This is a genomic window from Rhizobium moroccans (genome assembly GCF_057559155.1).
Window position 1 is genome coordinate 147,569 of sequence record NZ_JBHFJG010000041.1, and the last position, 25,487, is coordinate 173,055.

The following is a 25,487-nucleotide window of genomic DNA, read 5'->3' on the forward strand; positions in this document are numbered from 1 at the left end:
GACCGCAAACACGCTCAAACGCGCGAACTTTGGATCAACGCCCTGCCACGAGCGAAAATCCGGCTTTGTCTGCCATGGATTGGAGGGAATATCCCAACCGCACTTCCGGCAATGATGGTGTGCCTCTTCAGTATTGCAGGCTGATGGAAAGCCTACAGAGACCAGAAAGGCCCGCACCGTCGTTGCTTCAAGATGTCCTCGCATTTCCCGGTTGGCCGGAATAGCGACTGGAGGGGTTAGTTCCAGGTACCTTACCGATGACCTCACCTTAGGGATAAATCCCAATTCGAGGGTCGGCGGACACCCACAGGCACGTGCGACTTTGGGCAGCCGCGGAGATAAGAATATTCGCAGTCATAATCAAGAGATTTTTTCATCTTTCGGCTAAAAATCGCATTGCGCAATCAAGAGCAAAATCCCAACTAGGCTTCAGATTACGAGAGGGATGTGACTTGGATACTTTGACGCGCATGCGCGCCTTCATCGACGTGGTCGAGGCGGAAGGCTTTTCGGCAGCCGCCCGCAAGACGGGGCGCTCCAAGGCGCTGCTTTCGAAATACGTCCGCGAACTGGAAGACGACCTCGGCGCCTTGCTGCTCAACCGCACCACCCGCCAGTTCTCCATGACCGAAGCCGGCCACACCTATTACCGCACGGCAGCCGACATTCTGAAGGAAATCGACAATCTCGCCGACCTGGTGCGCGAGAACAATGCCGATCTCAAGGGCAGGCTACGGGTTTCGGTGCCGCGCACCTTCATCGACGCGGAAGTCGGCCAGTCGCTGATCGATTTCGCCAAGGGGCATCCGGAGGTCTCGCTCGAAATCGTCGCGGAGGACCGCTTCGTCGATCTGATCGAGGAGAATTTCGATCTCGCCATCCGAATCACCAAGCTGGAGGATTCGGGCCTCATCGCCCGCAAGCTCTCCGATTTCCGGGTCTACACCGTGGCGACCGCCGATTTCGTTGCAAAGCATGGACCCTTCGAACATCCGCAGGACCTGAACCGCGTTCCCTTCATCATCGACACCAATTCCCGCTGGCACAACAATGTCCGCTTCACCGGTCCGGAGGGCAACACGATCTCCGTTTCGGTGAGCGGCCCGATCGAGGTCAACAGCCCGCAAACGACGCTGCGGGCGGCGCGCGCCGGGCTCGGCGTCGCGATCATTCCGGATTTCATCGCCGCACCCTCCATCCAGTCGGGCGAACTCGTGACGCTTTTCGACGACTACATCGCCAAGGACCGGGGGATCTATGCGGTCTATCCGCACCGCCGCTACCTGCCGGCCAAGGTCAGGAGCTTCGTGGACTTCCTCTCCACCTGGTTCCGCAGGCATCCGCACTGAGTCGAAATTCCGTCCCATTTGCGCTGCACACAACGCAGCGATATCTATGCCCCCTCATCCGGTCCTTCGGACCACCTTCTTCCCGACGGGAGAAGGAGAGGTGCCGCGCCGCCGCCGCTCCTCCTCTCCCTCTCGGGGAGGGTCGCCAAGCGAAGCGGAGGGGGAATTTTTTGTTAGCCGTCAACCGGCCGGGGAACCTAGGGCGAATGCGATATAGAATCCTCACCATAGCCGCGCTGGCGGCCGCCGCGGCGCCGCTGCCGGCACTCGCCCATCCCCACATCTTTGCCGAGGCGCGGCTGGAGGTGATTGCCGGCGACGACGGCATGATCTCCGAACTGCGCAATGTCTGGCGTTTCGACGAGATGTTCTCCTCGAGCGTGCTCCTCGACTTCGACAAGAACACCGACCTGAAGCTGGACGAGCAAGAACTTGCCGAACTCGGTGAGGTAATGCGCACGTCGCTCGCCGAATTCCATTATTTCACGACAATGACGGCCGATGGCGCCAATGTGGGCGTGCAGAAGCCGGACGCTATCCATGTTTCCTACGACGAGGGGCAGATCCTCGTCTTCTTCGCGGTGAAGCCGGAAAAGCCGATACCGGCGAAAGGCAAGCTCACCTTCGGGGTCTACGATCCCTCCATGTACACGGCGATCGACTTTCCGACCGACAACGACCTCGTGGCCGAGGGCAAGGCGCTTGCTGCCTGCAAGCACCAGGTGGTGAGACCCGATCCCGACGAGATCATCTCGCAGAACAGCGCGACGCTGACCGACGCGTTCTTCAACGACCCGACGGGAAACGATATGACGAAACTCTTTGCGACCCGACTTGAGGTGACATGCTGAGGAAGAGCCGACCCCTCATCTTTGCCGCGCTCGCGGCGCTCCTGCTGGCGGCCGCCGGCGCCCATGCCCAATCTCCCCTCGGGGTCGGCTCCGCCGAACCCTCCTTCAGCGTCAGCGGGCCGCTCGGCGGCTTCTTCGCCTGGATCAACACCCACCAGCAGGCCTTCTACCGGGCGCTGACGGCAGCACTCCGCGCCATGCGCGAGGACCCGTGGGCGCTGACCGGCCTGATCGGCCTTTCCTTCGCCTATGGCGTCTTCCATGCGGCCGGCCCCGGCCACGGCAAGGCGGTGATCTCCTCCTACATGGTCGCCAACGAGACGGCGCTGAAACGCGGCATCCTGATCTCCTTCATCTCGGCTCTGGTGCAGGGCGCCACGGCCGTCCTGCTGGTCGGCGCCGCCTATTTCGCGCTGCGCGGCACCGGCATCACCATGACCCGCGCTACCTGGGCGATGGAGGTGGCGAGCTTCGCCCTCATCGCGCTGTTCGGCGCCTGGCTGCTGCTGCGCAAGCTGCACGCGCTTAAGATGCGCGTCGTCACGGTTTCCGAACCCGTTGCGGCCGGCATCGGCAAGGGCCCGACCGGCCTGCGCTTCGAGGCGGTCGAGATCGACGACCACGAATATCGCGGCTCGGGCGGCGCCTGCGAGACCTGCGGCAACGCCCATATCCCCGATCCGGCCCTCCTGAAGGGACGTGATTTCAGCCTCCATGAGGCCTGGTCGGCAATCATCGCAGTCGGCCTTCGCCCCTGCTCCGGCGCGATCCTGGTGATGAGCTTCTCGCTGCTCAATGGGCTCTATCTCGGCGGGCTGCTTTCGGTGCTCGCCATGTCCATCGGCACGGCGATCACGGTTGCGATCCTCGCCATCCTCGCCGTCACCGCCAAGGACCTCGCCGTGCGTTTTGCTGGCCCCGGTTCGAGGAAGGCCATGTGGGCCGGCACGGCGATCGAGATCGCCGGCGCCCTCTTCGTGCTCCTGATGGGGCTGATCCTGCTCGGAGCTTCGCTGCAGGGCTAGAGCGTCACGACGATCTTGCCGAACTGCTCGTTCGATTCCAGGAAGCGGTGAGCCTCGACGATCCGCTCGAAAGGAAATGTCCTGGCGATGACCGGCTTCAACGCGCCGGCGGCGAGACCCTTCACGATGAACGCCTTGGCGGCTTCCAGGCGATCCGGGTCGGCGCTGATCTCGTGAACGAGATAGCCGCGCAGCGTCAGGGATTTGGCGAGCACAGCAAAGATCGGGAAGGGTGTCGGATCGGGGCTCAGCGCGCCGTATTCGATGAGGATGCCGCCGCGCGACATGGCAGTCGTCAAAGGTTCGAAATTCGGCCCGCCGATCGGATCGAACACCACCCGCACGCCCTCCAGGCCGGCGATCTCGGCAAGCCGTGCCCCGAGATCCTCTTCGGCGGAAGCGATGACATGCGCGGCGCCCGTTTCCAGCAGGGCCTCTCTCTTGGCCGATGTTCGCGTGACCGCGATTGCGGTTGCGCCAACCATGTTGGTGATCTGGATCGCCGCAATCCCGACGCTGCTCGATGCCGCGGTGATGACGACGAAATCGTCGGGGCTGAGCGCCGCGATGTCGATCAACGCCCCATAGGCCGTGAGATATTGCATCCAGACGGCGGCGGCCTCCTCCCAGCTCAGCGACGGCGGATGCCTGACGACATGGTTCGCGGGAAAGGTAGCGAGCTCCCCATAGGCCGGCCAGCGGATCATCGATCGGGGCGGCACGACGCTGACGGCATCGCCGACAGCAAAATCCGTCACCCCCTCGCCCACACTCTCCACAATGCCGGCAGCCTCCAGTCCAAGGCCCGACGGCAGGACGGCGGTCTCGATATAGGTGCCGGACCGCAGCAATGCCTCGGCGCGATTGAGGCCGAGCGCCTTCACCCGGATGCGGACCTCGCCCTCACGTGGCGCGAGCATATCGATATCGTCTATCCGCAGGACTTCCGGACCACCAAGCTCATGAAAGCGAATAACACGCGTCATCGGCAACACTCCAAAACAGTTGAATGGAATGAGCTATGACAGGCGCAAATTCCGCGATAAATAGCGCTTCACGCATGATAGTAGAAACCAAAGATTTTCAATATGGACCGCCTTACCAGCATGGCCGTGTTCGTGAAAGCAGTTGACACGGGCTCCTTCGCCGCGGCGGCGCATGCGCTCGACCTTTCAGGCCCGATGGTCGGCAAGCATATCCGCTTCCTGGAGGACCGGCTCGGCATGCGGCTTCTCAACCGCACGACGCGCCGCCAGAGCCTCACCGATTTCGGACGGGCCTATTACGAGCGGTGCCGGATCGTGCTTGCGGAAACGGAAGCCGCGGAAGCGCTTGCGGCCGACCAGCTCATGGAGCCGCGCGGAAAGCTGAGGGTCACCATGCCGGTGCATTTCGGCCGGCATTGCGCCATGCCGGTCCTCATGGACCTGGCGCGGCAGTATCCGGCTCTTGAGCTGGAGCTTTCCTTCAACGATCGGCTGACCGATCTTGCGGAGGACGGCTTCGACCTCGCCATCCGGACGGGAAGCCTTCAGGACCGGGCGGACGTCATCGCCCGGCGCGTCGCGCGCCAGAGCATGATCGTCTGCGCCGCGCCTTCCTATCTTGAAACGCACGGCCGGCCGGAGAGGTTGGAAGACCTGGCGGAACACCAGGCCGTCGTCTATCGCCGGACAGGCCCGGTTTCTCCCTGGCTTTTCCCCCGCGAGCGATCGCCTCCGTTGGAAATCGCTCCCCAAAGCCAATTCCGGCTCGATGACCTCGATGCGATCGCCGACGCCGCGACCGCAGGCATGGGGCTTGCCTGGCTTCCATGCTGGCTGGTGAGGGAACGTATCCGGACGGGCAAGCTCACCCTGCTCCTGCCCGATGAACCGACCTTTCTTTACGACGTCCACGCGCTTTGGCTGAAGACGCCGCATCTGCCGCGAAAGGTCCGCCTCGCCGTCGATGCGCTGGCGGCGGCCCTGCCCCGGTTCATGGGCCTGAATACGGCTATTTTCCCCGCTGGTAGCGCGCCCTGAGCCAGAAGACCAGAAAGAAGGCGAGCACCGCAGCAATGCCGAAGGCGGCGGCAAGCCAGGGCGAGAATTCCGCCAGCCACAGCATGATCGGCGGCATGGCGAAGAACAGGATCAGGAAGCCTGCAAGGATGATCGCGGCCGCAATCGCCGGAGAGCGCTTCTCGGTCATGCCGTGGCTTCCTTGGCGAGGTCGGCCCGGATCTCCTCCAGCCGCCGTTTCTGCTGCCCGGCCTCGTCGAAATTCTCCGGCGCGAGCCAGGCCTCGAATGCGGCTCTCAGAAGCGGCCATTCGCCGTCGATCATCGAGAACCAGGCGGTGTCGCGATTGGCTCCCCTGGAGATGACGTGCTGGCGGAAAACTCCCTCGAAAGTGAAGCCGTAGCGTCTGGCCGTCACCTTGCTCGCCTCGTTCTCGTTGTGGCACTTCCATTCGTAGCGGCGGTAGCCGAGGTCGTCGAAAACGTGCCTCGCCATCAGGTAATGAGCCTCGGTCGCAAGCGGCGAGCGCTTCATGTCCGCCCCATGGGCGACGGAGCCCACTTCCACCACGCCGTTCTTCGGGTCGGGGCGCATATAGCTCGCCATGCCGACGACCTTGCCGCTCGCATTGTCGCGGAAGACGAGCGTCACGAAGCCGAGATTGGCGTTCGCATTTTCGAGCCAAGCGTCCAGCTCTTCCGCCCTGGAATAGTCCTGGTTCGGGAAAAATCTGAGCAGCGCGTTGATGTCGGCGGCGCCGCCGAGCGCCTCCCAGAGCGGCTGGAGATGCTTTTCCCTCTCATAGGGTTCGAGAGTGACGAAACGGCCCTTGAGGGTGACCGGAGCGGGTGCCGGGACCTTGTAGTTCGTGAGATCGCGCATGATGGCCTCTGCTTTGGAGCCAAGAGGCTTAGGCCAGAGGTGCGGGAAAGGCAACGGGGCGAGTGGCGTACACTCGACAACTCCCCCTCTGGCCTGCCGGCCATCTCCCCCACAAGGGGGAGAAGACCCGAGGCACCGTATCGGCCCTATTTCGAAGAGCGCGCGGCAGATCAAGCCCTCCCCATTGTGGGGAGGGGTTGGGGAGCCTGAATGGAGGCTAGATTAAACCTTCACCTTCGCAGCCGAAACGGTCGCATCGATATGGTCGATGAGTGCGTCGGCAAGGCCGAGGCGGCCGGCAAGCATGTCGAGATAGCCGCGTTCGACGCGCGTATCCGGATCGATGGTGAGCCTCGAGGCGGTATAGAGTTCCACCTTCTGCTCCTCGGTGCGGGCAGCCGCAATGAGACCGTCGAGATCAATCGGATTGGCGAGCTCCTTCTCGATGAAGGCTTCCGCCTCCGCGCCAAGATCGACCGCATGAACCTTGTCCATGATGCCCGCACGCTCGGTCTCGTCGATATGGCCGTCAGCCTTGGCGGCGGCGATCATCGCCCGCACCAGGGTCAGCGCGAAATCATTGGTCAGCGCCGGAGACTGGGGATGGAAAGGAGAATCCGCGGGCGGCGGCAAAAGCGGCGTGTCGGCCTGGGGTTGCGGCTGCGGCGCCGTCTGCGGCGACTGGCCGGACTGGTAATTCTTATAGGCGAGATAGCCGAGACCCGCTATCGCCGCGAGCCCACCCAGCCCGGCGGCATTGCCGGCGAGCTTGCGGCCCGTCTTGGTGCCGAGAACGGCGGCGAGGATCGCGCCGGTTGCCAACGGATTGTTGCGGGCAAGATCGGTGGCCTGCCCTGCCCGCTCCCTGACCGTTCCGGAAACTCCCGGTATCTGCGAGCCGAGGAATTGGTCGAGCAGCTTCTTGGCATCAAACATCGCGTCATCTCCCTGTTGAGGTTCCAAGAAGATAGTGCGCCGATGTGAAATTACAAAGATGGGTTGCGGTCAGCCTTTCGGCAGCGTTAAGCCTTGAGAGCCGCCGCTTCGGAAGCGAGCTTGGTGATGCCCGCCCAGTCGCCCGCCGAGACGAGTTCCTTCGGCGCCACCCAGGAACCGCCAACGCAGACGACGTTCGGCAGCGAGAGATAATCCCTGGCGTTCTTGAGCGAAATGCCGCCGGTCGGGCAGAAGAACGTGCCCGTGAGCGGCGAGGAAAGCGCCTTGAGATAGGCCGCGCCGCCGGCCTGCTCCGCGGGGAAGAATTTCAGGACCTCGTAGCCCGCCTCACGCAGCGCCATGGCTTCGCTTGCCGTCGCAGCGCCCGGCAGCAACGGAACCTCGGAACCCCTGGCGGCATCCAGCACGCCGGGCGTGACGCCGGGGCTGACGATGAAGGTGGAACCGGCCTTCACGGCGGCGTCGAAATCGCGCGCGTTGAGGATCGTGCCGGCGCCGACATTGGCCCCCTCGACTTCGCTCGCCACCGCCTTGACGGCATCGAGCGCCGCCGGCGTGCGCATGGTGATTTCGATCGCCTTCAGCCCACCCGCGACGAGCGCTCTCGCAAGCCCGACCGCCGATTTCGCGTCGTCGACGATGAGAACCGGCACCACCGGCTGCAGCTTCAGGATGGAAAGCAGCTTTTCGGTCTTGCCGGCCATGGCGTCGTCTCCGCTAAAAACGTTTGAAAACTCGGCCTGCAGATAGCGCGCGGCTTCGCTCTTGTCGAGAAAAGCTTGCCCCCTTGCCGAGAAAAAATGCCGGTGCGTGGCAAAGCGGGGCTTGTCACAACCCATCTTTGCCATAGGGTAGAAAAATTCCTGACCACGGTGATTGCATATGGCCAAGGAAATCGAACGGAAGTTTCTGGTGAAAGGCGATGGCTGGCGAAGCGAAGCCACCTCGTCGAAGAATTTCGTCCAAGCCTATATCGCTGCCATGGACGACCGCTCGGTGCGCGTGCGGCTGGTCGACGGCAAGCGCGCCACGCTGACTGTCAAGATCGGCAGCACGTCTTTCTCGCGCGACGAGTTCGAGTACGCGATCCCCTTGAGCGATGCCGAGGAACTGCTCTCCAGCGCCATCGGCATCATTCTGGAAAAGCGGCGCTATACCGTGGAGCACGAGGGCTTCACTTGGGAGGTGGACGTCTATGGCGGCGTCTATCGCGGCCTCGTCGTCGCCGAAGTGGAATTGCAGGACGAGGCGGACACACCCGAACTTCCCGACTGGATCGGCCGTGAGGTGACCGGAGACGGACGCTATTCCAACATGGTGATGGCCACCGAGAATGTCAGTGCGGAGCTGCGTCATGCCATTTCGCGTCCGGCCCGCTAAACCCTTCACCGGGGAGTTCCGGGCGATCGCCCGACGCCAGCTTTCCCATGCGATCGCTTTCCTGGAGGAGCAGCCCGGAGGCCCTCACGAGGCGATCCACGACGCCCGCAAGAAGTTCAAGCGGCTGCGTGCCCTCTACCGGCTCGTCCAGCCGGACGCGAAGGAATTCCGGCGGCGCGAAAACGCCCGCATCCGCGACATGGGAAGGACGCTCTCGACGGTGCGTGACGCGACCGCACTCGTGGAGACGCTGAACTATCTGGCGGGGGAAGCCGCATCGCCGGAGGAACTGAAGGCGCTTGCCTTCGCCTCCAAGGTGTTGATCGAGCGCCGCGACCGGATCGCCGCCGAGGAAACGGATCTTCCGGCCAAGATCGCCGCAGCCGTCGCGGAATGCCGGGAGGCGAGCGCCGCGCTCGACGAACTTTCTCTCGACGATTCCCCCAAAAAGACCGCGAAACGTCTCGCCAAGGCCTGGAGCAAGCAGCGGCTGAGGGCGCTCGAGGCGCTCGAAGCCTGCGAAGAGAACGCCGATGCGGAGGCCTTCCACGCTCTGCGCAAGAGCGGACAGACCTATTGGATGCACCTTTCGCTTCTCAACGACGTCTGGCCCTCTGCCATGGCTGCCAAAAAGCGGGAGGCCAAGCACCTGGTCGACATCCTTGGCCACGAGCACGACCTTTCCGTGCTGACGGAGCTTGTCAACGAGAGCCCCGAACTCTTCGGCGACAGCGACACACTGGCGCTGCTGATCGGCGCGATCATCACCCGTCAGCAGGCGCTGCGCCGCGAAGCACTCGACCGGGCCGAGGAGGTATTCGCCGACCACGCCGCGGAAGAAAGCGCTTTGATCGCCGCACTTTGGGAAAGGGCCGCCTCCGGTCCCAAGGCCCGGGAAAAGGCAAAACGGAAAAATTCCGGAAATGGCCAATTGGCGCATCAGTTGCGCGGACAGTGATCTCGCTGTATTTCAGCGCCATGACCGATAACCCGACCCAAACCCGCCCGGATGAAACGGGCTCCTTCCTCGTGGCCGCGCTTTACCACTTCGCGCGCTTTTCTCGCTGCGAGAGCTTTCGCGCGCCCCTGCAGGAGTTCTGCGACCAGAACGGCATCAAGGGAACGCTGCTGATCGCCGCCGAAGGCATCAACGGCACCGTCGCGGGTTCGGACGAGGCGATCGGCGGCCTCATTGCCTTCCTGCACGCTCAGCCGGAATTCGCCGGCCTGGAGCACAAGGAAAGCCGGGCCTCGAAAATGCCCTTCCTGCGCATGAAGGTGCGCGTGAAGAAGGAGATCGTCACCATGGGCGTCGAGGATATCGACCCCAACCGCATCGTCGGCACCTATGTGGAGCCGAAGGACTGGAACGCGCTGATCTCCGATCCGGAGACGATCGTCATCGACACCCGCAACGACTACGAGACGGCGATCGGCATATTCAAGGGCGCGGTCGATCCGCAGACCAAGACATTTCGCGAGTTCCCCGACTGGGTGAAGAACAATACGGGCCTGCACAACAAGCCGAAGATCGCCATGTACTGCACCGGCGGCATCCGTTGCGAGAAGGCCACCGCCTTCATGAAGGAGCAGGGTTTCGACGAGGTCTACCACCTCAAGGGCGGCATCCTGAAATACCTGGAAGAAGTGCCGGAAGAGGAAAGCCTCTGGGAAGGCGCCTGCTTCGTCTTCGACGACCGAGTCTCGGTGGAGCATGGGTTGAAGGAGGGCAATCACCGGCTCTGCCACGCCTGCCGCAACCCGATCACGGCCGAGGAGATAACCTCGCCCTATTACGAGGAAGGCGTCTCCTGCAGCAATTGCTACCACAGCCGCACGGAGGAAGACCGGTTGCGGTACCGCCAGCGCCAGCATCAGATCGCGCTTGCCAGGAAGCGTGGCGAGAAGCACCTGGGAAGCTGACTCCCCTCATCCGGCTCTGGTGAGTAATCAAGCGACACCGAGCGAAGCCGAACCAATAGCCTACCCGGCCACCGCCCCGCCCGGCCCGCTGCCGCGATGGAGGATTTCGATCTCTTCCGCGCTGACCGGCCTGCCGAAGAAATAGCCCTGCAGCTCGTCGCAGCCGCTGATCTTCAAGAGCGTGGCCTGCTCTTCCGTCTCAACGCCTTCCGCCGTGACCGGGATATCGAGCGAACGGGCGAGCGCCACCGTCGCCTGCAGCATGTTGACGGCGTGGCTGCCCTCCTCCAGCGCCACGATCAGCGACCGGTCGATCTTCATCCGGTCGAAGCCGAACTGGCGCAGATAGCCGACGCTCGAGAAACCCGCACCGAAATCGTCGAGCGAGACCTTCAGGCCGAGCCGCTTCAGCTTGGCGATCGTCGAGCGAGCCCGCTTCGGATTCTGGATGAAATAGCCTTCGGTGACCTCCAGCGTCACCCGGCCGGCATCGAAGCCGGTCTTTTGCAGGATCGAGGCGACATGGATGGAGAAGGCGGGATCGCGGAACTGGCCGGGCGAGATGTTGACAGCGAGATTGAGCCCCGGCCAGCGGCGCAGCGTCTCGCAGGCGCGGTAGAGAACAAAGAGGCCGAGCTGGTCGATAAGCCCGGTCGACTCGGCGATGGGAATGAAGACCTCCGGCGGAACGGGGCCGTAGCCCTTGCGGTCCCAGCGCACCAGCGCCTCGACGCCGGTGAGCCGCCAATCCTCCGCTGCGACGACCGGCTGGAAGACCACCGAAAGCTCCCGCCGCTCGATGGCGATGCGTAGATCCACCTCTAGCTGGTTGCGCTCGTGCCGCTCGGCATCCATTTCCGGATGGTAGTGCTCGGCGCGTCCCCGGCCGTTTTCCTTGGCCTCGTACATGGCGAGATCGGCGCGCCGCACCAGCTCCTCGCCCTTGACCGAGCCGCGCGGCGAGATGGCGACGCCGATGCAGGTGCCAATGGCCGCGACCCGCTCGCCGATCACGAAAGGCTCGCCGAAGAAGCCTAGGATGCGGTCGCAGAGAATGCCGGCGGTCCTGCCCACTTCCTCGCCCGAAAGCGCGATCGCGAACTCGTCGCCGCCGACGCGGGCAAGGACCACCTCCTCGCCCACCAGGGTCTTCAGACCGGCAGCGACGCCGCGGATCAACTGGTCGCCCGTACCGTGCCCGTAGGAATCGTTGACCTCCTTGAAGCCGTCGAGATCGAGATAGAGGAGTGCTACATCCGAGCCGCCCTGCCGTCCCGCCTCCACGAGATCGTCCAGCGCGGCGAAGAAACCGGTGCGGTTGAGCAGACCGCTCAAGCGGTCGAGCATGGCGAGCCTGCGCGCCGCCGCCTCCTCCGTCTCCAGCCTTTTCAGCGCCTTGGTGCCGCTCACGAAGAGGAGGAGGAAGAACAGGCCCACCATGGTGAGCGCGGAGAGCACCAGCGGCCGGACCTGGGCATAGCTCGCGTCTCCCGGCAGACGGGAACGCCAGGTGAGCTTCGCGAGAATATTGCCGTGGGGGCTTCTCACCTCCACCGCGTTCTGCGGCTCCTCACCGGCTTTCGCGAAACGCAGCCCGTCGATCACATAGGTCTGGGCAAGCCTTTCCACCCTGGCCGGCGTCAGATGGCGGGCGAAGATCAGGTAACGGTGCTGATCCCTCGGCTTGTCGAGCGCGCCCGACTTCTCCCGGATAAGCGCGACACCGACGGCCACGACACCTTTCTTCGTGCTCGAAAAGCCGACGGCCTCGGGCTTCGTCCCGGAGCCGGCCGTGCTTGCCAGATCGAAGAGCGTCCACAGCGACGGACCGAAATATTCCCGTGGCGACCACGTCGCCGGCACCCCGTCCTGATAGGACATCAGCACGTTCTGCCGGATATCCATGACGATCGCGATATCGAAGAGATCGCTGTTGACCGTCATGTCGCCGAAATTGCTGACGATCCATTCCCGGTCGTCTCCATAGACGAACTGCGCGGCATCGTCCCAGGCGGCGTAATCGTTCAGCGTGGCCTGGAGCTGATCGCGGAAAGTGTGGATCGCGCCGGTAGTCGTTTCGCGGGATCGCTCGTCATCGAGCCGGTTGGCGTTGTCCGTTACCCGGTTGAGAGCCGTCAGCACGAAAAGCGTGACCAGCACCACGACGATCGCGAACACAAGCAGCACCGCAGTCACGGCGGAGCGACGTCCGACCGCGACAGTCCGCCGGAAACGTGTCGGTAGAAGCCGCATCAGATACCTCGCACTGCGTGCATCCGTTTTGGGCCTTAATCCTTCAAATCCGGTTAAACCCAAGAAGAAGGCCGGTTCCCCGCGGAAACCGGCCTCCAACCATCACAATAATGCTTGGCGGATTACCAGCTCGGGATGAGCGCGCCCTTGAACTCTTCGTTGATGAAGGTCCTGATCTTGTCGTCGTGGTAGGATTCTACCAGGGTCTTGACCCACGGCTTGTCCTTATCTTCTGCGCGCACGGCGATGACGTTGGCGTAAGGAGACTTCTCGCCTTCGATGGCGATGGCGTCTTCCTTCGGATGAAGGTCGGCTTCCAACGCGTAGTTGGTGTTGATCACGGCCGCATCGACATCGGCGAGCGAGCGCGGAAGCTGGGCCGCGTCAAGCTCGGTGAACTCGATGTTCTTCGGGTTTTCGGTGACGTCGGCCGGAGTAACCGTCAGGCCCTTCGTCTCGTCGACCTTGATCAGGCCCTTCGACGCAAGCACCAGCAGCGCGCGGCCGCCATTGGTCGGATCGTTCGGGATGGCGATCGTCGCGCCGTCTTCCAGCTCGTCGAGGCTCTTCACCTTGCTGGAATAGACGCCCATCGGCGTGGTGATGGTGGTGCCGACGCTGACGAGATCGAACTTGCGATCAGCGATCTGGTTGTCGAGATAGGGCTGGTGCTGGAAGGAATTGGCGTTGAGATCGCCATCGGCGAGCGCCTGGTTCGGAACCACGTAATCGGAAAATTCGAGGATTTCGATGTCGAGACCCTTGGTCTTGGCGATTTCCTTCACCTGTTCCATGATCTGGGCGTGCTCGCCGGGGGTCACGCCGACTTTGATGGTTTCGGCAAGGGCGGTGCCGGCTGCAAGCGCTGCAAAGGCCGCCGCGAGAATGAGTTTCTTCATGGGTGTCTCCTTGGTTTGCGTTGGTTTTCTTGGAATTCAGGTCTTGCGGTTGCGCTTGTCGAACCGGCGGGCGAGCGCGTCACCCGCACTCTGGACGAGCTGCACGAGAAGGATCAGCACCGCCACGACGGCGAGCATCACTTCCGGCATGAAGCGCTGGTAGCCGTAGCGGATGCCGAGATCCCCAAGCCCCCCGCCGCCGACCGCGCCCACCATGGCCGAATAGCCGATCAGGCTGACGATGGTCATGGTGAAGGCGAGCGTGATACCGGGGCGCGCTTCGGCAAGCAGCACCTTGAAGACGATCTGGACGGGCGTGGCGCCCATGGCGCGCGCGGCCTCGATCAGTCCCTTGTCGATCTCGCGGATTGATGCCTCGACCAGCCGCGCGAAGAAGGGAACGGTGGCGATGGTGAGCGGCACGATCGCCGCATTGGTGCCGATCGACGTACCGGTGACGAGACGCGTGAACGGAATGATCGCCACCACCAGGATGATGAACGGCGTAGAGCGGGCGGCATTGATGATGAGGCCCATCACCCGGTTGGTGACGGGTGCGGGAAAGAGTTCGCCCTTGCCGCTGGTGGCCAGGAAGACGCCGATCGGCAGCCCGATCAGCGAGCCGATGAGGCCGGCGATCGCGACCATCTGCAGCGTCTGCCCAAGCGATTTCGTAAGCAGATTGACGAGCATCTCAAGCGACATAGCCGAGCACCTCCGTGGCAAGGCCGGTTTCGGCATAGAAGCGGTTGGCGCGCTCCAGCACATCGGGATCGGAGGGATACGCCACGACGAGCGAACCATAGGGCTCGCCGGCAATCTCTTCGATGCTTCCCGCCAGTATGTTGACGTCGGCGCCAAGTTCGGTGACCAGCCGCCCCGTCAGGGGCTGAAAGGCCGTCGTGCCGAAGAAAATCAGCCGCACCACGATACGGTCGCCGGCAGAAGGCTCCGGCTTCAAATTGGGGCGAAGCCATTCCGGCAGCTTGGTTCCGAGCGCTGCCGAAAGCAGCGCCCGCGTGGTCTCGTGCTTTGCGCCGGTGAAGACATCGAAGGTACGGCCCGCCTCGACGATCTTGCCGCGGTCGATCACCGCGACATCGGAGGCAATAGTCTTCACCACCTCCATTTCATGGGTGATGAGCAGCACGGTCAGGCCGAGCTCGGCATTGATCTGCTTGAGAAGGTCGAGAATGGACTGGGTGGTTTCCGGATCGAGCGCGGAGGTCGCCTCGTCGGAGAGTAGGAGCTTCGGCTCAGTGGCGAGCGCACGGGCGATGCCGATGCGCTGCTTCTGGCCGCCGGATAGCTCCGCCGGATAGCGGCCGGATTTGTCTCCGAGCCCGACGAGTTCGAGGAGCGGACCGACGCGGTCCCTGATCTTCTGCCGATCCATGCCGGCGATCTCGAGCGGCAGCGCCACGTTATCGAAGGCCGTGCGGGAGGACAGCAGGTTGAAGTGCTGGAAGATCATGCCGACCTGGCGGCGCAGGTCCCTGAGGCCGGTTTCGCCGAGTTCGCCCACCTCGACGCCATCCACCACCACGCGGCCGGAGGTCGCCTTTTCAAGGCCATTGACGAGGCGGATGAGCGTGGACTTGCCCGCGCCCGAACGACCGATGATGCCGGTGATGGCGCCCCGCGCGATCGTAAGGTCGATGCCGTCGAGGGCGGTGAACTGGTTTTCGTCGTCGCCGCTTCCGAAGCGCTTGGTCACGGCTTCGAATGCCACCATTGGCCTGGCACCCGCCTCGGCCGGCGCGGATCGAACCGCTGCAAATTGGATCGTCATCTGGTACTCACGGATTGGGTCTGGTCACTCGGCGGCTTTGTAACCGCTCCTGCATGCTTTAGCCAAGCAGGCTGCACATTCGATGACAGACAATGTTCCGGAGCATCAAGTCGGCTTTCACTTCAAGGGGCCGGAGCGGCCTCGTTTCTGCCGCATAGATGCCCGCAGTCCGTTTATTTTGACAGGGATGTTTTTCCCTTTCAACGCGAAATCAGGAAAAATCTTCTCGCAAGCGCGAGTGCGCCCGTTTGCTTACGCAATTTCGGACGGAAAACCGGTTCCCACTTTTCCTGGAATTGCTTAGTGGTTGCCCTTCGGGAACTGCGAGGCAAGCTCGCGATACCACTTGCCGCTTTTCTTGACGGTGCGCTCCTGGGTGCCGTAGTCCACGTGCACGAGGCCGAAGCGCATGCGATAGCCTTCCGCCCATTCGAAATTGTCCATCAGGCTCCAGGCGAAATAGCCGCGCAGCGGATAACCGTCCGCAACGAGATCGGCGGCGACCGAAAGATGCTCGGCGTAGTAGTCCAGCCGCGGCTGGTCGTCCACCTCGCCATCCACCACGCCCATGTTATAGCACGCGCCGTTTTCGGTGATGTAACAATCCGGCAGGTCGTAGCGGCGATAAAGCTCCTCCACCAGCGACTTCAGCGCCGGCGAATAGACCTCCCAGCCGATATCGGTGACCGTTTCGGCGACGAAGGGCGCCGGTGTCGTCGCGGGGAATTCCGCGCCTTCCGCGGGATCGGCAAGGACGCGCATCGGCGTGTAATAGTTGAGGCCCCACCAGTCGAGCTTTTGGCTGATCACGTCGAGATCGCCCTCCTCCACCGGAGGCATTCGGTCACCCAGAGCCTCCACGAGACTTGCCGGATACTCTCCCTTGAAGACCGGATCGAAGAAGGAACCGTTGTGGAAATCGAAGGCGCGTTCGGCCGCCGCCTTGTCTTCCGCGCTCTCGCTGCCCGCGATGACGGAATGGGCATTCAGCACCAGCCCGACCGGCACGTTCGGCGCCACATGGCGGATCGCCTCGACGCCGAGGCCGTGCGCGAGGTTAGTGGTGTGCATGGCCGCAAGCGCCGCTTCCATATTGCGCTCGCCGGGTGCATGCACGCCGTAGAGATGGGAGAGCCAGACCGAACACCAGGGTTCGTTGAAGGTGGCGACCGCATCCAGCCGGTCGCCGAGCCGCGCCATGACCACTTTCGCATAGCGCTGGAAGGCATAGGCCGTGGAGCGGGCCGTCCAGCCACCCTCGCCCATCAATGCCAGCGGCAGGTCCCAATGATAGAGCGTCGCATAGGTCTTGATGCCGCGCGCCTTGCAGCCGTCGAGCAGCCGGTCGTAGAAATCGAGCCCTTTTTCGTTCACCCGGCCGATGCCGTCAGGAATTATGCGCGGCCAGGCAATGGAGAACCGGTAGGCTGCCACGCCCATCTCGCTGATGAGATCGAGATCCTCCTCCCAGCGATTGTAATGGTCGCAGGCGACATCGCCGTTATGACGATTGTAGACGCGCCCCGGCATGTTGGAGAAGGCGTCCCAGATGGAGGGTTTGCGGCCATCCGCCTTGGCGGCCCCTTCGATCTGATAGGAGGCCGTGGCCACGCCGAACAGGAAATCGCCGGGAAAGCGGGAGGCGAGGGTCTTGGGATCGATCATGGTGCCTGCCTCTCTGTTCGTTGCCGGAAAACCGGCGTTCCAGCGGCGATTTAATCAACGAGAGCGCGGTTGTACAGGTTTGCGGCGGAGATTTCTGCAACGTTGCAGGGGTGAGCACGGCCTATTCTCCGTCATCCCTGTGCTTGTCACAGGGATCCAGCCACGGCGCGTCTGCGCCGTGAATGAATTCATTTATCCAATGGGTCTCTCGCGCCCAAAGACTTGGGCGCGCTGGATTCCTGTGACAAGCACAGGAATGACGGTGTCATGCGTAACGCAACGACACCGCATAACGCTCTCAAACCTTCACCCAGGCCCCGTTCTTCTTCGAGGAGGCCACGCAGGCCTCGACGAAGGCGACGCCCTTAACGCCGTCGTCGACGGTCGGGTAGATGACGCCCTTGTCCAGCTTGGCGCCCTTCTTCTTCGCGTTGATGGCGTGGGCGGCTTCCGTATAGATCGTCGCGAAGGCTTCGAGATAGCCTTCCGGATGGCCGGACGGAATGCGGGAGACGCGGGCGGCGGCCGCACCTGCACCCGCGCCGTTGCGGGTGATGAGCCGCTTCGGCTCGCCGAACGGCGTGAACCACAGATAGTTCGGATCGGCCTGCACCCATTCGATGCCGCCCTTGGTGCCATAGACGCGGATCTTCAAGCCGTTCTCATGGCCGGGCGCCACCTGGCTGCACCAGAGCATGCCCTTGGCACCGCCTTCGAAGCGCAGCAGCACATGCGCGTTGTCATCGAGCCTGCGGCCCTCCACGAAGCTGTCGAGATCGGCGGCGAGGCTTTCGAGCGTCAGCCCCGTGATGAAGGAGGCGAGGTTATAGGCATGCGTGCCGATATCGCCGGTCGAACCGCCCACCCCCGACTGCGCCGGATCGGTACGCCACACGGCCTGCTTGGCGCCGGTCTGTTCCACAGCTTCCGTCAGCCAGTCCTGCGGATATTCCACCTGCACGACGCGGATCTTGCCGAGATCGCCGTTGGCGATCATCTCGCGGGCCTGACGCACCATCGGATAACCGGTGTAGTTATGGGTGAGGATGAAGAGCGCATCGCTCTCGTCCGCCACCTTCTTGAGCTTTTTCGCGTCAGTGAGATTGGAGGTGAGCGGCTTGTCGCAGATCACATGGATGCCGCGCCGGAGAAATTCCTTCGCGGCCTCGTAGTGCACATGATTGGGCGTGACGATCGATACGGCCTCGATGCCGTTCTTCAGCCGCGCCTCGCGGATCGCCATTTCCTTGTAGCTGCCATAGGTGCGGGCGGGATCGAGCCCCAGATCGCGGCCGGAAGCGATCGCCTTTTCCGGCGTGGAGGAAAGCGCTCCCGCCACCAGATCGAACTGGTCGTCCAGCCTTGCGGCCATGCGGTGCACCGCGCCGATGAAGGCGCCCGCTCCGCCGCCCACCATGCCGAGCCTAATGCGGGGCTCGCGCGCCTGTTCGTCCTTACCTTCGATTGCCATGAAATATCCTCTCCTGAACCTCTTGTTTGCGAGGAAGATTCCCCCTCTGGCCTGCCGGCCATCTCCCCCACAAGGGGGGAGAAAACTCGCGGCACTGTCTCTGCCCTAGGCAACAACGGTGCGGCAGGTTAAGCCCCTCCCCCTTGTGGGGAAGGGTTGGGGAGGGGAATTCTTCTTTAAAGCCCCAGCATCCGCCGGTTGGCCGCTTCGTCCGTGCCGCCGGAGGCGAAGTCGTCGAAGGCCTTTTCGGTGACGCGGATGATATGCGCCTTGACGAACTCGGCGCCCTCGCGCGCGCCGTCTTCCGGATGCTTCAAAGCGCATTCCCATTCGACCACGGCCCAGCCGTCGAAATCGTTCGCCGCCATCTTGGAGAAGATCGACCCGAAATCCACCTGTCCGTCGCCCGGCGAGCGGAAGCGCCCCGCCCGCTGCACCCAGCCCTGATAACCGCCATAGACGCCCTGCCGGCCGGTCGGATTGAATTCCGCGTCCTTGACGTGGAACATCTTGATCCGGTCCTTGTAGATGTCGATGTTGTCCAGATAATCGAGGCACTGCAGCACGTAGTGCGACGGGTCGTAGAGCATGTTGGCGCGGGAATGATTCTTCACCCGCTCCAGGAACATCTCGAAGGTGACGCCGTCATGCAGGTCTTCGCCCGGATGGATCTCGTAGCAGACGTCGACGCCGCATTCGTCCGCATGATTCAGGATCGGGGTCCAGCGGCGGGCGAGTTCGTCGAAAGCAGTTTCCACGAGACCGGCCGGGCGCTGCGGCCAGGGATAGATGAAGGGCCAGGCGAGCGCGCCGGAAAAGGTCGCATGCGCCTTGATGCCGAGGTTCTTCGAGGCGGTAAGCGCCATCTTCACCTGATCGACGGCCCATTCCTGGCGCGCCTTCGGATTGCCGCGCATCTCCGGTACGGTGAAGCCGTCAAAGGCCTCGTCATAGGCCGGGTGCACGGCCACGAGCTGGCCCTGAAGATGGGTGGAAAGCTCGGTCACCTCGACGCCGTTCTGGCGGGCGATGCCGGCGAATTCGTCGCAATAATCCTTCGAGGTGGCGGCCTTTTTCAGGTCGATGAGCTGGCTCGCCCAGGTCGGCACCTGCACGCCGACATAGCCCTTCTCGGCGGCCCATTTGGTGATGCCGTCCCAGGTATTGAACGGGGCTGCATCGCCCGCGAACTGGCCGAGGAAAATGGCCGGGCCCTTGATCGTCTTCATGATGTTTCTCCTCGTCTGAAACGCGATGATCGGGAGGATCGCGAAAATGCCGTGCGCCGAAACAAGCGGCTGGCGGATGACTGGAAAGGAATGATCGAAAGAGGGCGCGCACGAAGGCCGTGCGCGCCCCGAGATTTCATCAGAACGGAGAATCCGGGAAGTAGAACTGCTCGGCATTGTCCTTGGTCACCAGCGTGGCGTCGAGGATGTATTCGCCGCTGACCGGAACCTGATCGTAGAAATTGGCGGCGGTGAGCTGCATGGCGGTCGCCACCATCGCCGGCGGATAGAGAACATCGACCGGCACCATCTTGTCCCCGTCGATGACCCGCTTCACCATGTCCTTCGAGCCTGCGCCGCCGACGACATACTGAATGTCGCTGCGGTTCGCCTGCTGGATGGCTTCGAGCACGCCGACCAGCATGTCGTCGTCCTGAGCCCAGACCACGTCGATCTTCGGATACTTGGTGAGGTAGTCCTGCATGACGCGGAAGGCGTCGTCGCGGTTCCAGTTGCCGTACTGGCGCTCCAGAACCTTGACGTTCGAGCCCTTGATACCTTCATCGAAGCCGTCCTGGCGCTGCTGGTCGATCGGAATCGGCAGGCCGCGGATGACGACGACCTCAGCCTCCGGCGTGGTCTTGGCGATGTATTGGCCCGCCACGCGGCCGAGAGCCGGGTTGTTGCCGGCCACATAGAGGTCGCGGATCGTGTTGTCGTTGACGCTCGGCGCGCGGTCGACAAGAGCGACATAGGTGCCGGCGTCCTTGACCTGCTGGATGGCGTTGACGAGCTGATCCGGGTCCGTCGGCAGGATGACGAGGGCATTGATGCCCTGGACGGCAAGGTCCTGCACGGCATTCGCCTGGCTCGCCGGATCGGCGGAGGTCTTGACGATGACGTTGAGGCCTGGATGCTCTTCCATCAGAAGCTTGGCGACGCGTTCGGCATGAAAGACGACGCCGGCCGTCCAGCCGTGGTCGGCGGCCGGAATGGAGACGCCGATCGTCACCTTCTTTTCCTCCTGCGCCCAGCCGAGGCTGGGGCCGAGGGCAACCGAAGCGGCAAGCGCGGCGGCGGCCAGCCCGAAAGTTCTTCTACGCATGTTCTCTCTCCCAAGATGTTTTGCGGGGTATTCGATACTTGAGCCAGGCGCCCCCGATCCGCCCGGCCTGTCTCTTATGATCTGCGCATCAGCGACCGCTGCACGAGCATGGCGATGATGATGATCGCCCCCTGAATTGCGCCGATCAGGTATTCGCTGACGAAGTTCGAAAGCAGCATGATGTTGCCGACGATCTCCAGGATGAAGGCGCCGCAGACCGTGCCCCAGATGCGCCCGACCCCGCCGCGCAGCGCCGTGCCGCCTACGACGACCGCCGTGATCGCCTGCAGCTCCCACAGGATGCCGGTGGTGGCGGATGTGGAACCGAGGCGCGGGACGTAGAGCAGCACGGCGACAGCGACGCAGAGGCCCTGGATGACATAGGCGATGGTGCGCACCTTCCTGACCGAGATGCCGGAATAGCGCGCGACGTCCTCGTTGGAGCCCACCGCGATCACGTGCCGTCCATAGCGCGTGCGGTAGAGCACGAAGGCGGCGAGCGCGGCTGTGACGAAGATCGCCACGATCGGCACGGGAACGCCGAAGATGTCTCCGAAATAGACCGGGCGGTAGAGCGCTTGCAGCTCGCGGTCGCGCAGCGTGATGGCGCCGCCCTGGGAAAGCCAGGTGGTGAGCCCGCGATAGATGCCCATCGTGCCGAGCGTGGCGATGAAGGGCTCGATCCTGCCCACGGTGGTGATCAGACCGTTGAAAAGGCCGCAGGCAGCACCCAGCAGAAGGGCCAGCAGCATGCCCGCGATCAGCAGCATCATCGGATCGGCGATCGGCGCTGCGTTCAGGAACAGGATCATCAGGCTCGCAACGAAGGCGACCATGGAGCCGACCGAAAGATCGAGCCCGCCCGACGAGATGACATAGGTCGCCCCGAGCGCGATGATGGCGATGAAGGCGCTGCGGGTGACGACGTTGAGGATATTGGCGACCGAAACGAAGTTCGGATTGGCGAAATAGCCGAGGATGAGGAGCAGCGCGAGCGCGATGAAGGGCGCGATCGCGGCCATGTCCCAATCCCGCGAGGTCTTCGGCGCCTTGGCTGTTTCGGTGGCGGCGGTGGTCATCACGCGGCCTCCCCGGTCTTCACGCCCGTTGCCAGCACCACGATCTCATTCTCGTTCATATGGTCTCCCGTGACTTCGCCGACGATCCGGCTGGACCGCATGACCAGGATGCGGTCGCAGATGCCGATCAGTTCCTGCATTTCGGAGGAGACCACGATGATCGAGCGCCCCTCCTCCGCGAGTTTGGCGATGAATTTATAGATCTGTTCTTTGTTGCCGATGTCGATGCCGCGCGTCGGCTCGTCGATAATGACGATCGAGGGATCGAGCATCATCATCTTGGCGAGCAACAGCTTCTGCTGGTTGCCGCCCGAAAGCTGGCCAGCGAGAATATCCTTCCGGCCGGTGCGGATATCGAATTCGCGGATCGCCTCGTCGAGCGCATCGCTCTCGCGCTTGCGGTCGATCTGGAGGGCGTTGACGAACTTGCCGAGCGAGGCGAGCGTCAGGTTGACGCGCAGGTCCTTCGTCAGCAGCAGGCCCTTGCCCTTCCGATCTTCCGAAAGGTAGGCGATGCCCGCCTTCAGGCTCGCATGCACATCCTGGAAACTGATCGGCTTGCCGTTGAGACGAACCGTGCCGCGGCTCGGCCTCAAGCCCACGAGACCTTCCATCAGCTCCGTGCGCCCGGCGCCGACGAGACCGGCAAAGCCGAGAATTTCACCCTTGCGGAGCTGGAAGGACGCATCCTGCGCATAGCCGGGAACGTCGAGATGCTCGACTTCCAGCACCACTTCGCGCGCAACGCCGGCATGACGATCCGGATAAAGCTTGGCGACGTCGCGCCCGACCATCAGCCGCGCCATGTCGGCGGGCTCCAGTTCGCTCGCATCGTGCGAGGCGACGAGTCGGCCGTCGCGCAGCACCGTCACGCGGTCGGCGATCTCCTTCACCTCCGGCAGGCGGTGAGAAATGTAGAGGACGGCGACGCCCTTGGCGCGGATATCCTTGATGACCTTGAGCAGCGCCTCGGTCTCGTGCGGCGTCAGCGACGCGGTCGGCTCGTCGAAGATCACGACCCGATGCGGCACGAGCAGCACGCGGGCGATCTGCACGAGCTGGCGCTGGGCGATCGACAGCCGCGAGACGATGGCGTTCGGATCGATATCGCCGCCGAGATCGCGGATCGCCTTTGCCGCGCTCTCGTTCATGGCGCGGTCGTCCACCGTCAGGCCCTTTTTGAGTTCCCGGCCGAGATAGATGTTCTGCGCGACCGTGAGGTCGGGCGCGAGGAGGATTTCCTGATGCACCAGCACGATGCCGCGGTTTTCGGCATCCACCGGACCGGAAAAGGTAACCGGCTGACCATCCATCCGCATCTCGCCGCGCGTCGGCGGCTGGTTGCCGGCAAGAATTTTCATCAGCGTCGATTTGCCCGCACCGTTCTCGCCGATGATGGCGTGAACCTCACCTGCCTTGACAGTCAGGCCGATGTCGCGCAGCACTTCCACGATGCCAAAGGTCTTGGAAAGGCCGACCGCCTCCAGAAGCGGAGCGCTGTCGTGCGAGATCGCCGCAGTCATGCCCGGCCACCGCGAAAATAGCGCCCGCACGACTTCGGACACCCGGTCGCGACGTCCACGCCGGCATCAATGTAATCGATTACCTTCACCAATACTCCTCCCATCGGAATTAGACGCTAACCTAGTTTCTGAGGTACGTAAAGCAGGTTTGTGCTTGCGACTACATCCCCAATTCGTCGGAGCGCGAAGGGACTGTCTATGCGTGGTGTGCCTTGATGAAGTCGATGAATGCCCTAAGCGGCGCCGGCACCAGCCGCCGCCCCGGATAGTAGAGGAACGGGCCTGAAAAACGCAGCCACCAGGGTTCCAGAACCGGCTCCAGTGCTCCGCTGTCGAGGTGCGGACGCAGCCATTCCTCGAACAGGGCCACGACGCCGAGCCCCGACACGGCCGCGTCGATGGCGAGATCACTTGCTCCCCCCGCCTGGACGATGAGCGGACCGGTCGGATCGACGACGACGAGCTCGCCATCCTTCTCGAATTCCCAGGGGGGCATCCGGCCGCTGGCGAAGCGGTGACGCAGGCAGGTATGGCGCAAAAGATCACGCGGATGCTCGGGCCGCCCGTGACGGTCAAGATAGGCGGGCGATGCGGCGGCGGCAAAACATTGAACCCTCGGGCCGATCGGCACGGCGATCATGTCCTGCTCCAGCCGCTCTTCATAACGGATACCCGCATCGCAGCCCACCTTCAGGACATCGACGAAGCTCTCGTCCGTCATCACCTCCAGACGCACATCGGGATAGGCCTTGAGAAATTCCGGCACGATGTGCGGCAGCACGAGCCGGGCGGCGCTGGCGGGCACATTGAGGCGAAGCGAACCGACCGGCCGGTCGCGGTAGCCGTTCACCACGTCGAGCGCCGCTTCCATCTCGTCGAACGCCGGGCCGACCCGCTCCAGCAGCCCTCGGCCCGCCTCGGTTGCGATGACGCTTCGCGTGGTTCGGTTCAGCAGCCGCACGCCGAGTTTCGTTTCAAGGCGCCTGACCGCCTCGCTCAGGCTGGAAGCGCTGGCATCCGATGACCGTGCAGCCTCCCGAAAGCCTCCGGCTCGCGCCACCGCAACGAAAGCCTCAAGATCGCTCGTCTCGATTTTCATTGTTCGCTATTCCGCACAACCCGTCCGAATTGTAGCGCCTTATCCCGCCTATCGCCAACCTCTATCTTTTGCTCATCAGCAAAGGAGACGACCATGCCCCTCGACACCGTCGGAACATTCACCCTCGGCAACCGCACCGTGAAACGGCTCGGCTACGGCGCCATGCAGCTCGCCGGCCCCGGCGTTTTCGGCCCGCCGAAGGATCGCGCCGCCGCCATTGCCGTCCTGCGGGAGGCTGTTGCCGCCGGCGTCGACCATATCGACACGAGCGACTTCTATGGGCCGCATGTCACCAACCAGATCATCCGCGAGGCCCTTCACCCCTATCCGGATAATCTCACCATCGTCACCAAGGTATCGGCCAGACGCGGCCCGAATGCCGAATGGCTCCCGGCCACATCCAAGGAGGAACTGACCGCCGCCGTCCACGACAACCTTCGCAATCTCGGCGTAGACGTCATCGACGTCGTCAATTTCCGCTCAATGCTCGATGTGCACGGTCCGGCCGAAGGATCGATCGAGGAACAGGTGACGGTGCTCGCGGACCTGCAGCACCAGGGCCTGATCCGCCATATCGGCCTTTCCAACGTCACCGCGAAACAGGTGGCCGACAGCCGCAAGATCACCGAAATCGTCTGCGTGCAGAACATGTACAATGTTGCTCATCGGCAGGACGATGCTTTGATCGACCAGCTTGCCGGCGAGGGCATTGCCTACGTGCCCTTTTTCCCGCTCGGCGGCTTCTCGCCGCTCCAGTCCTCGACGCTTTCGAACGTCGCGGAACGGCTCGGCGCCACACCCATGCAGGTGGCGCTTGCGTGGCTCCTGCAGCGCGCGCCGAACATCCTTCTCATCCCCGGCACCTCGTCGGTCACGCACTTGAAGGAAAACCTTGCGGCTTCCGAGCTGACCTTGCCGGAAGATGCGGTCCGCGAGCTGGATGGGATTGGGGGCAAACAAGCTGCGTGACGCGAGCAGTCACCTCCCCCTCTGGCCTGCCGG

24 protein-coding genes are annotated in these 25,487 nt (G+C 63.2%); 8 read left to right on the forward strand and 16 right to left on the reverse strand.

The window, feature by feature from the left end; genetic code table 11:
* Positions 1–452: 452 nt before the first annotated feature.
* The 3 genes from ACE04I_RS19980 to ACE04I_RS19990 all read left to right on the forward strand — a co-directional run bounded on the left by ACE04I_RS19980 (position 453) and on the right by ACE04I_RS19990 (position 3,225).
* Positions 453–1,349 (forward strand): LysR family transcriptional regulator, encoded by an 897-nt coding sequence (locus tag ACE04I_RS19980; protein ID WP_046794730.1) that lies wholly within the window; start codon positions 453–455, stop codon positions 1,347–1,349.
* A gap of 206 nt (positions 1,350–1,555) precedes the next feature.
* Entirely contained in the window at positions 1,556–2,200 is a 645-nt protein-coding gene (locus tag ACE04I_RS19985; protein WP_046794731.1) for a DUF1007 family protein, read from the forward strand.
* Positions 2,194–3,225 carry a nickel/cobalt transporter gene (locus ACE04I_RS19990; RefSeq protein WP_046794732.1) on the forward strand — a complete coding sequence of 344 codons (1,032 nt, stop codon included), beginning with the start codon at positions 2,194–2,196 and terminating at the stop codon, positions 3,223–3,225. Before ACE04I_RS19985 ends, ACE04I_RS19990 begins: the two co-directional genes overlap by 7 nt.
* Here the strand turns inward: ACE04I_RS19990 and ACE04I_RS19995 are convergent.
* Complete coding sequence (locus ACE04I_RS19995; protein ID WP_046794733.1) at positions 3,222–4,211, reverse strand: zinc-dependent alcohol dehydrogenase family protein; 990 nt, start codon at positions 4,209–4,211, stop codon at positions 3,222–3,224. The genes ACE04I_RS19990 and ACE04I_RS19995 overlap by 4 nt on opposite strands.
* Before the next feature lie 102 nt (positions 4,212–4,313).
* On the opposite strand from ACE04I_RS19995, the gene ACE04I_RS20000 reads away from it, so the two are divergent.
* Positions 4,314–5,249, forward strand: a complete 936-nt coding sequence (locus ACE04I_RS20000) for a LysR family transcriptional regulator (RefSeq protein WP_487207539.1) — start codon at positions 4,314–4,316, stop codon at positions 5,247–5,249.
* On the opposite strand, the gene ACE04I_RS20005 is transcribed toward ACE04I_RS20000, so the two are convergent.
* The 4 genes from ACE04I_RS20005 to ACE04I_RS20020 all read right to left on the reverse strand — a co-directional run bounded on the left by ACE04I_RS20005 (position 5,221) and on the right by ACE04I_RS20020 (position 7,771).
* Complete coding sequence (locus ACE04I_RS20005) at positions 5,221–5,418, reverse strand: hypothetical protein (protein ID WP_046794735.1); 198 nt, start codon at positions 5,416–5,418, stop codon at positions 5,221–5,223. The genes ACE04I_RS20000 and ACE04I_RS20005 overlap by 29 nt on opposite strands.
* Entirely contained in the window at positions 5,415–6,110 is a 696-nt protein-coding gene (locus ACE04I_RS20010) for a GNAT family N-acetyltransferase (protein WP_487207540.1), read from the reverse strand. Before ACE04I_RS20010 ends, ACE04I_RS20005 begins: the two co-directional genes overlap by 4 nt.
* 222 nt (positions 6,111–6,332) lie before the next feature.
* Positions 6,333–7,046 (reverse strand): tellurite resistance TerB family protein, encoded by a 714-nt coding sequence (locus ACE04I_RS20015; protein ID WP_046794737.1) that lies wholly within the window; start codon positions 7,044–7,046, stop codon positions 6,333–6,335.
* An 86-nt stretch (positions 7,047–7,132) separates the two neighbouring features.
* Complete coding sequence (locus ACE04I_RS20020) at positions 7,133–7,771, reverse strand: 2-dehydro-3-deoxy-phosphogluconate aldolase (RefSeq protein WP_046795089.1); 639 nt, start codon at positions 7,769–7,771, stop codon at positions 7,133–7,135.
* A gap of 178 nt (positions 7,772–7,949) precedes the next feature.
* Here ACE04I_RS20020 and ACE04I_RS20025 point away from each other — a divergent pair, with 178 nt between their 5' ends.
* From ACE04I_RS20025 to trhO, 3 genes are read left to right on the forward strand one after another with little or no spacing between them, the layout of a single operon-like run.
* A complete protein-coding gene (locus ACE04I_RS20025; protein ID WP_046794738.1) occupies positions 7,950–8,447 on the forward strand; it encodes a CYTH domain-containing protein in 498 nt (165 codons plus the stop codon).
* Positions 8,422–9,405, forward strand: coding sequence for a CHAD domain-containing protein (locus tag ACE04I_RS20030; RefSeq protein WP_046794739.1), 984 nt, complete (start codon positions 8,422–8,424; stop codon positions 9,403–9,405). Before ACE04I_RS20025 ends, ACE04I_RS20030 begins: the two co-directional genes overlap by 26 nt.
* A 20-nt stretch (positions 9,406–9,425) precedes the next feature.
* Positions 9,426–10,370 (forward strand): oxygen-dependent tRNA uridine(34) hydroxylase TrhO, encoded by a 945-nt coding sequence (trhO, locus tag ACE04I_RS20035; RefSeq protein WP_046795090.1) that lies wholly within the window; start codon positions 9,426–9,428, stop codon positions 10,368–10,370.
* 60 nt (positions 10,371–10,430) lie between these two features.
* Here the strand turns inward: trhO and ACE04I_RS20040 are convergent, their stop codons facing one another.
* From ACE04I_RS20040 to ACE04I_RS20090, 11 genes are all read right to left on the reverse strand, one after another.
* A complete protein-coding gene (locus tag ACE04I_RS20040) occupies positions 10,431–12,623 on the reverse strand; it encodes a bifunctional diguanylate cyclase/phosphodiesterase (protein WP_046794740.1) in 2,193 nt (730 codons plus the stop codon).
* Positions 12,624–12,745: 122 nt separating this feature from the next.
* Positions 12,746–13,522, reverse strand: a complete 777-nt coding sequence (locus tag ACE04I_RS20045; RefSeq protein WP_046794741.1) for a MetQ/NlpA family ABC transporter substrate-binding protein — start codon at positions 13,520–13,522, stop codon at positions 12,746–12,748.
* A 36-nt stretch (positions 13,523–13,558) separates the two neighbouring features.
* On the reverse strand, positions 13,559–14,227 hold the full coding sequence (locus ACE04I_RS20050; protein WP_046794742.1) for a methionine ABC transporter permease: 669 nt from the start codon (positions 14,225–14,227) through the stop codon (positions 13,559–13,561).
* Positions 14,217–15,257 carry a methionine ABC transporter ATP-binding protein gene (locus ACE04I_RS20055; protein WP_082118363.1) on the reverse strand — a complete coding sequence of 347 codons (1,041 nt, stop codon included), beginning with the start codon at positions 15,255–15,257 and terminating at the stop codon, positions 14,217–14,219. Before ACE04I_RS20055 ends, ACE04I_RS20050 begins: the two co-directional genes overlap by 11 nt.
* 357 nt (positions 15,258–15,614) lie before the next feature.
* The gene (locus tag ACE04I_RS20060; RefSeq protein ID WP_046794744.1) at positions 15,615–16,979 is read right to left on the reverse strand and encodes a GH1 family beta-glucosidase; all 1,365 of its coding nucleotides are present in this window, start codon (positions 16,977–16,979) and stop codon (positions 15,615–15,617) included.
* 298 nt (positions 16,980–17,277) lie between these two features.
* The gene (locus ACE04I_RS20065; RefSeq protein ID WP_046794745.1) at positions 17,278–18,450 is read right to left on the reverse strand and encodes a Gfo/Idh/MocA family protein; all 1,173 of its coding nucleotides are present in this window, start codon (positions 18,448–18,450) and stop codon (positions 17,278–17,280) included.
* A 176-nt stretch (positions 18,451–18,626) separates the two neighbouring features.
* Positions 18,627–19,679, reverse strand: coding sequence for a sugar phosphate isomerase/epimerase family protein (locus ACE04I_RS20070; protein WP_046794746.1), 1,053 nt, complete (start codon positions 19,677–19,679; stop codon positions 18,627–18,629).
* 139 nt (positions 19,680–19,818) lie between these two features.
* Positions 19,819–20,784: a substrate-binding domain-containing protein gene (locus ACE04I_RS20075; protein ID WP_046794747.1), complete on the reverse strand. Its 966-nt coding sequence runs from the start codon at positions 20,782–20,784 to the stop codon at positions 19,819–19,821.
* A gap of 74 nt (positions 20,785–20,858) precedes the next feature.
* The gene (locus ACE04I_RS20080) at positions 20,859–21,863 is read right to left on the reverse strand and encodes an ABC transporter permease (RefSeq protein ID WP_046794748.1); all 1,005 of its coding nucleotides are present in this window, start codon (positions 21,861–21,863) and stop codon (positions 20,859–20,861) included.
* Positions 21,863–23,386 carry a sugar ABC transporter ATP-binding protein gene (locus ACE04I_RS20085; protein ID WP_046794749.1) on the reverse strand — a complete coding sequence of 508 codons (1,524 nt, stop codon included), beginning with the start codon at positions 23,384–23,386 and terminating at the stop codon, positions 21,863–21,865. The genes ACE04I_RS20080 and ACE04I_RS20085 overlap by 1 nt, the downstream gene beginning before the upstream one ends.
* Positions 23,387–23,582: 196 nt before the next feature.
* Positions 23,583–24,485, reverse strand: coding sequence for a LysR family transcriptional regulator (locus ACE04I_RS20090; protein WP_046794750.1), 903 nt, complete (start codon positions 24,483–24,485; stop codon positions 23,583–23,585).
* 93 nt (positions 24,486–24,578) lie between these two features.
* On the opposite strand from ACE04I_RS20090, the gene ACE04I_RS20095 reads away from it, so the two are divergent.
* A complete protein-coding gene (locus tag ACE04I_RS20095; RefSeq protein ID WP_046794751.1) occupies positions 24,579–25,454 on the forward strand; it encodes an aldo/keto reductase family oxidoreductase in 876 nt (291 codons plus the stop codon).
* Positions 25,455–25,487: the final 33 nt, after the last annotated feature.

What these genes read in the sequence shown, in the direction of transcription:
- ACE04I_RS19985 (WP_046794731.1), top strand. Translation starts at nt 1,556, where the DNA reads ATGCGATATAGAATCCTCACCATAGCCGCGCTGGCGGCCGCCGCGGCG.
- ACE04I_RS19990 (WP_046794732.1), top strand. Translation starts at nt 2,194, where the DNA reads ATGCTGAGGAAGAGCCGACCCCTCATCTTTGCCGCGCTCGCGGCGCTC.
- ACE04I_RS19995 (WP_046794733.1), bottom strand. Translation starts at nt 4,211, where the DNA reads ATGACGCGTGTTATTCGCTTTCATGAGCTTGGTGGTCCGGAAGTCCTG.
- ACE04I_RS20000 (WP_487207539.1), top strand. Translation starts at nt 4,314, where the DNA reads ATGGACCGCCTTACCAGCATGGCCGTGTTCGTGAAAGCAGTTGACACG.
- ACE04I_RS20005 (WP_046794735.1), bottom strand. Translation starts at nt 5,418, where the DNA reads ATGACCGAGAAGCGCTCTCCGGCGATTGCGGCCGCGATCATCCTTGCA.
- ACE04I_RS20010 (WP_487207540.1), bottom strand. Translation starts at nt 6,110, where the DNA reads ATGCGCGATCTCACGAACTACAAGGTCCCGGCACCCGCTCCGGTCACC.
- ACE04I_RS20015 (WP_046794737.1), bottom strand. Translation starts at nt 7,046, where the DNA reads ATGTTTGATGCCAAGAAGCTGCTCGACCAATTCCTCGGCTCGCAGATA.
- ACE04I_RS20020 (WP_046795089.1), bottom strand. Translation starts at nt 7,771, where the DNA reads ATGGCCGGCAAGACCGAAAAGCTGCTTTCCATCCTGAAGCTGCAGCCG.
- ACE04I_RS20025 (WP_046794738.1), top strand. Translation starts at nt 7,950, where the DNA reads ATGGCCAAGGAAATCGAACGGAAGTTTCTGGTGAAAGGCGATGGCTGG.
- ACE04I_RS20030 (WP_046794739.1), top strand. Translation starts at nt 8,422, where the DNA reads ATGCCATTTCGCGTCCGGCCCGCTAAACCCTTCACCGGGGAGTTCCGG.
- trhO (WP_046795090.1), top strand. Translation starts at nt 9,426, where the DNA reads ATGACCGATAACCCGACCCAAACCCGCCCGGATGAAACGGGCTCCTTC.
- ACE04I_RS20040 (WP_046794740.1), bottom strand. Translation starts at nt 12,623, where the DNA reads ATGCGGCTTCTACCGACACGTTTCCGGCGGACTGTCGCGGTCGGACGT.
- ACE04I_RS20045 (WP_046794741.1), bottom strand. Translation starts at nt 13,522, where the DNA reads ATGAAGAAACTCATTCTCGCGGCGGCCTTTGCAGCGCTTGCAGCCGGC.
- ACE04I_RS20050 (WP_046794742.1), bottom strand. Translation starts at nt 14,227, where the DNA reads ATGTCGCTTGAGATGCTCGTCAATCTGCTTACGAAATCGCTTGGGCAG.
- ACE04I_RS20055 (WP_082118363.1), bottom strand. Translation starts at nt 15,257, where the DNA reads ATGGTGGCATTCGAAGCCGTGACCAAGCGCTTCGGAAGCGGCGACGAC.
- ACE04I_RS20060 (WP_046794744.1), bottom strand. Translation starts at nt 16,979, where the DNA reads ATGATCGATCCCAAGACCCTCGCCTCCCGCTTTCCCGGCGATTTCCTG.
- ACE04I_RS20065 (WP_046794745.1), bottom strand. Translation starts at nt 18,450, where the DNA reads ATGGCAATCGAAGGTAAGGACGAACAGGCGCGCGAGCCCCGCATTAGG.
- ACE04I_RS20070 (WP_046794746.1), bottom strand. Translation starts at nt 19,679, where the DNA reads ATGAAGACGATCAAGGGCCCGGCCATTTTCCTCGGCCAGTTCGCGGGC.
- ACE04I_RS20075 (WP_046794747.1), bottom strand. Translation starts at nt 20,784, where the DNA reads ATGCGTAGAAGAACTTTCGGGCTGGCCGCCGCCGCGCTTGCCGCTTCG.
- ACE04I_RS20080 (WP_046794748.1), bottom strand. Translation starts at nt 21,863, where the DNA reads ATGACCACCGCCGCCACCGAAACAGCCAAGGCGCCGAAGACCTCGCGG.
- ACE04I_RS20085 (WP_046794749.1), bottom strand. Translation starts at nt 23,386, where the DNA reads ATGACTGCGGCGATCTCGCACGACAGCGCTCCGCTTCTGGAGGCGGTC.
- ACE04I_RS20090 (WP_046794750.1), bottom strand. Translation starts at nt 24,485, where the DNA reads ATGAAAATCGAGACGAGCGATCTTGAGGCTTTCGTTGCGGTGGCGCGA.
- ACE04I_RS20095 (WP_046794751.1), top strand. Translation starts at nt 24,579, where the DNA reads ATGCCCCTCGACACCGTCGGAACATTCACCCTCGGCAACCGCACCGTG.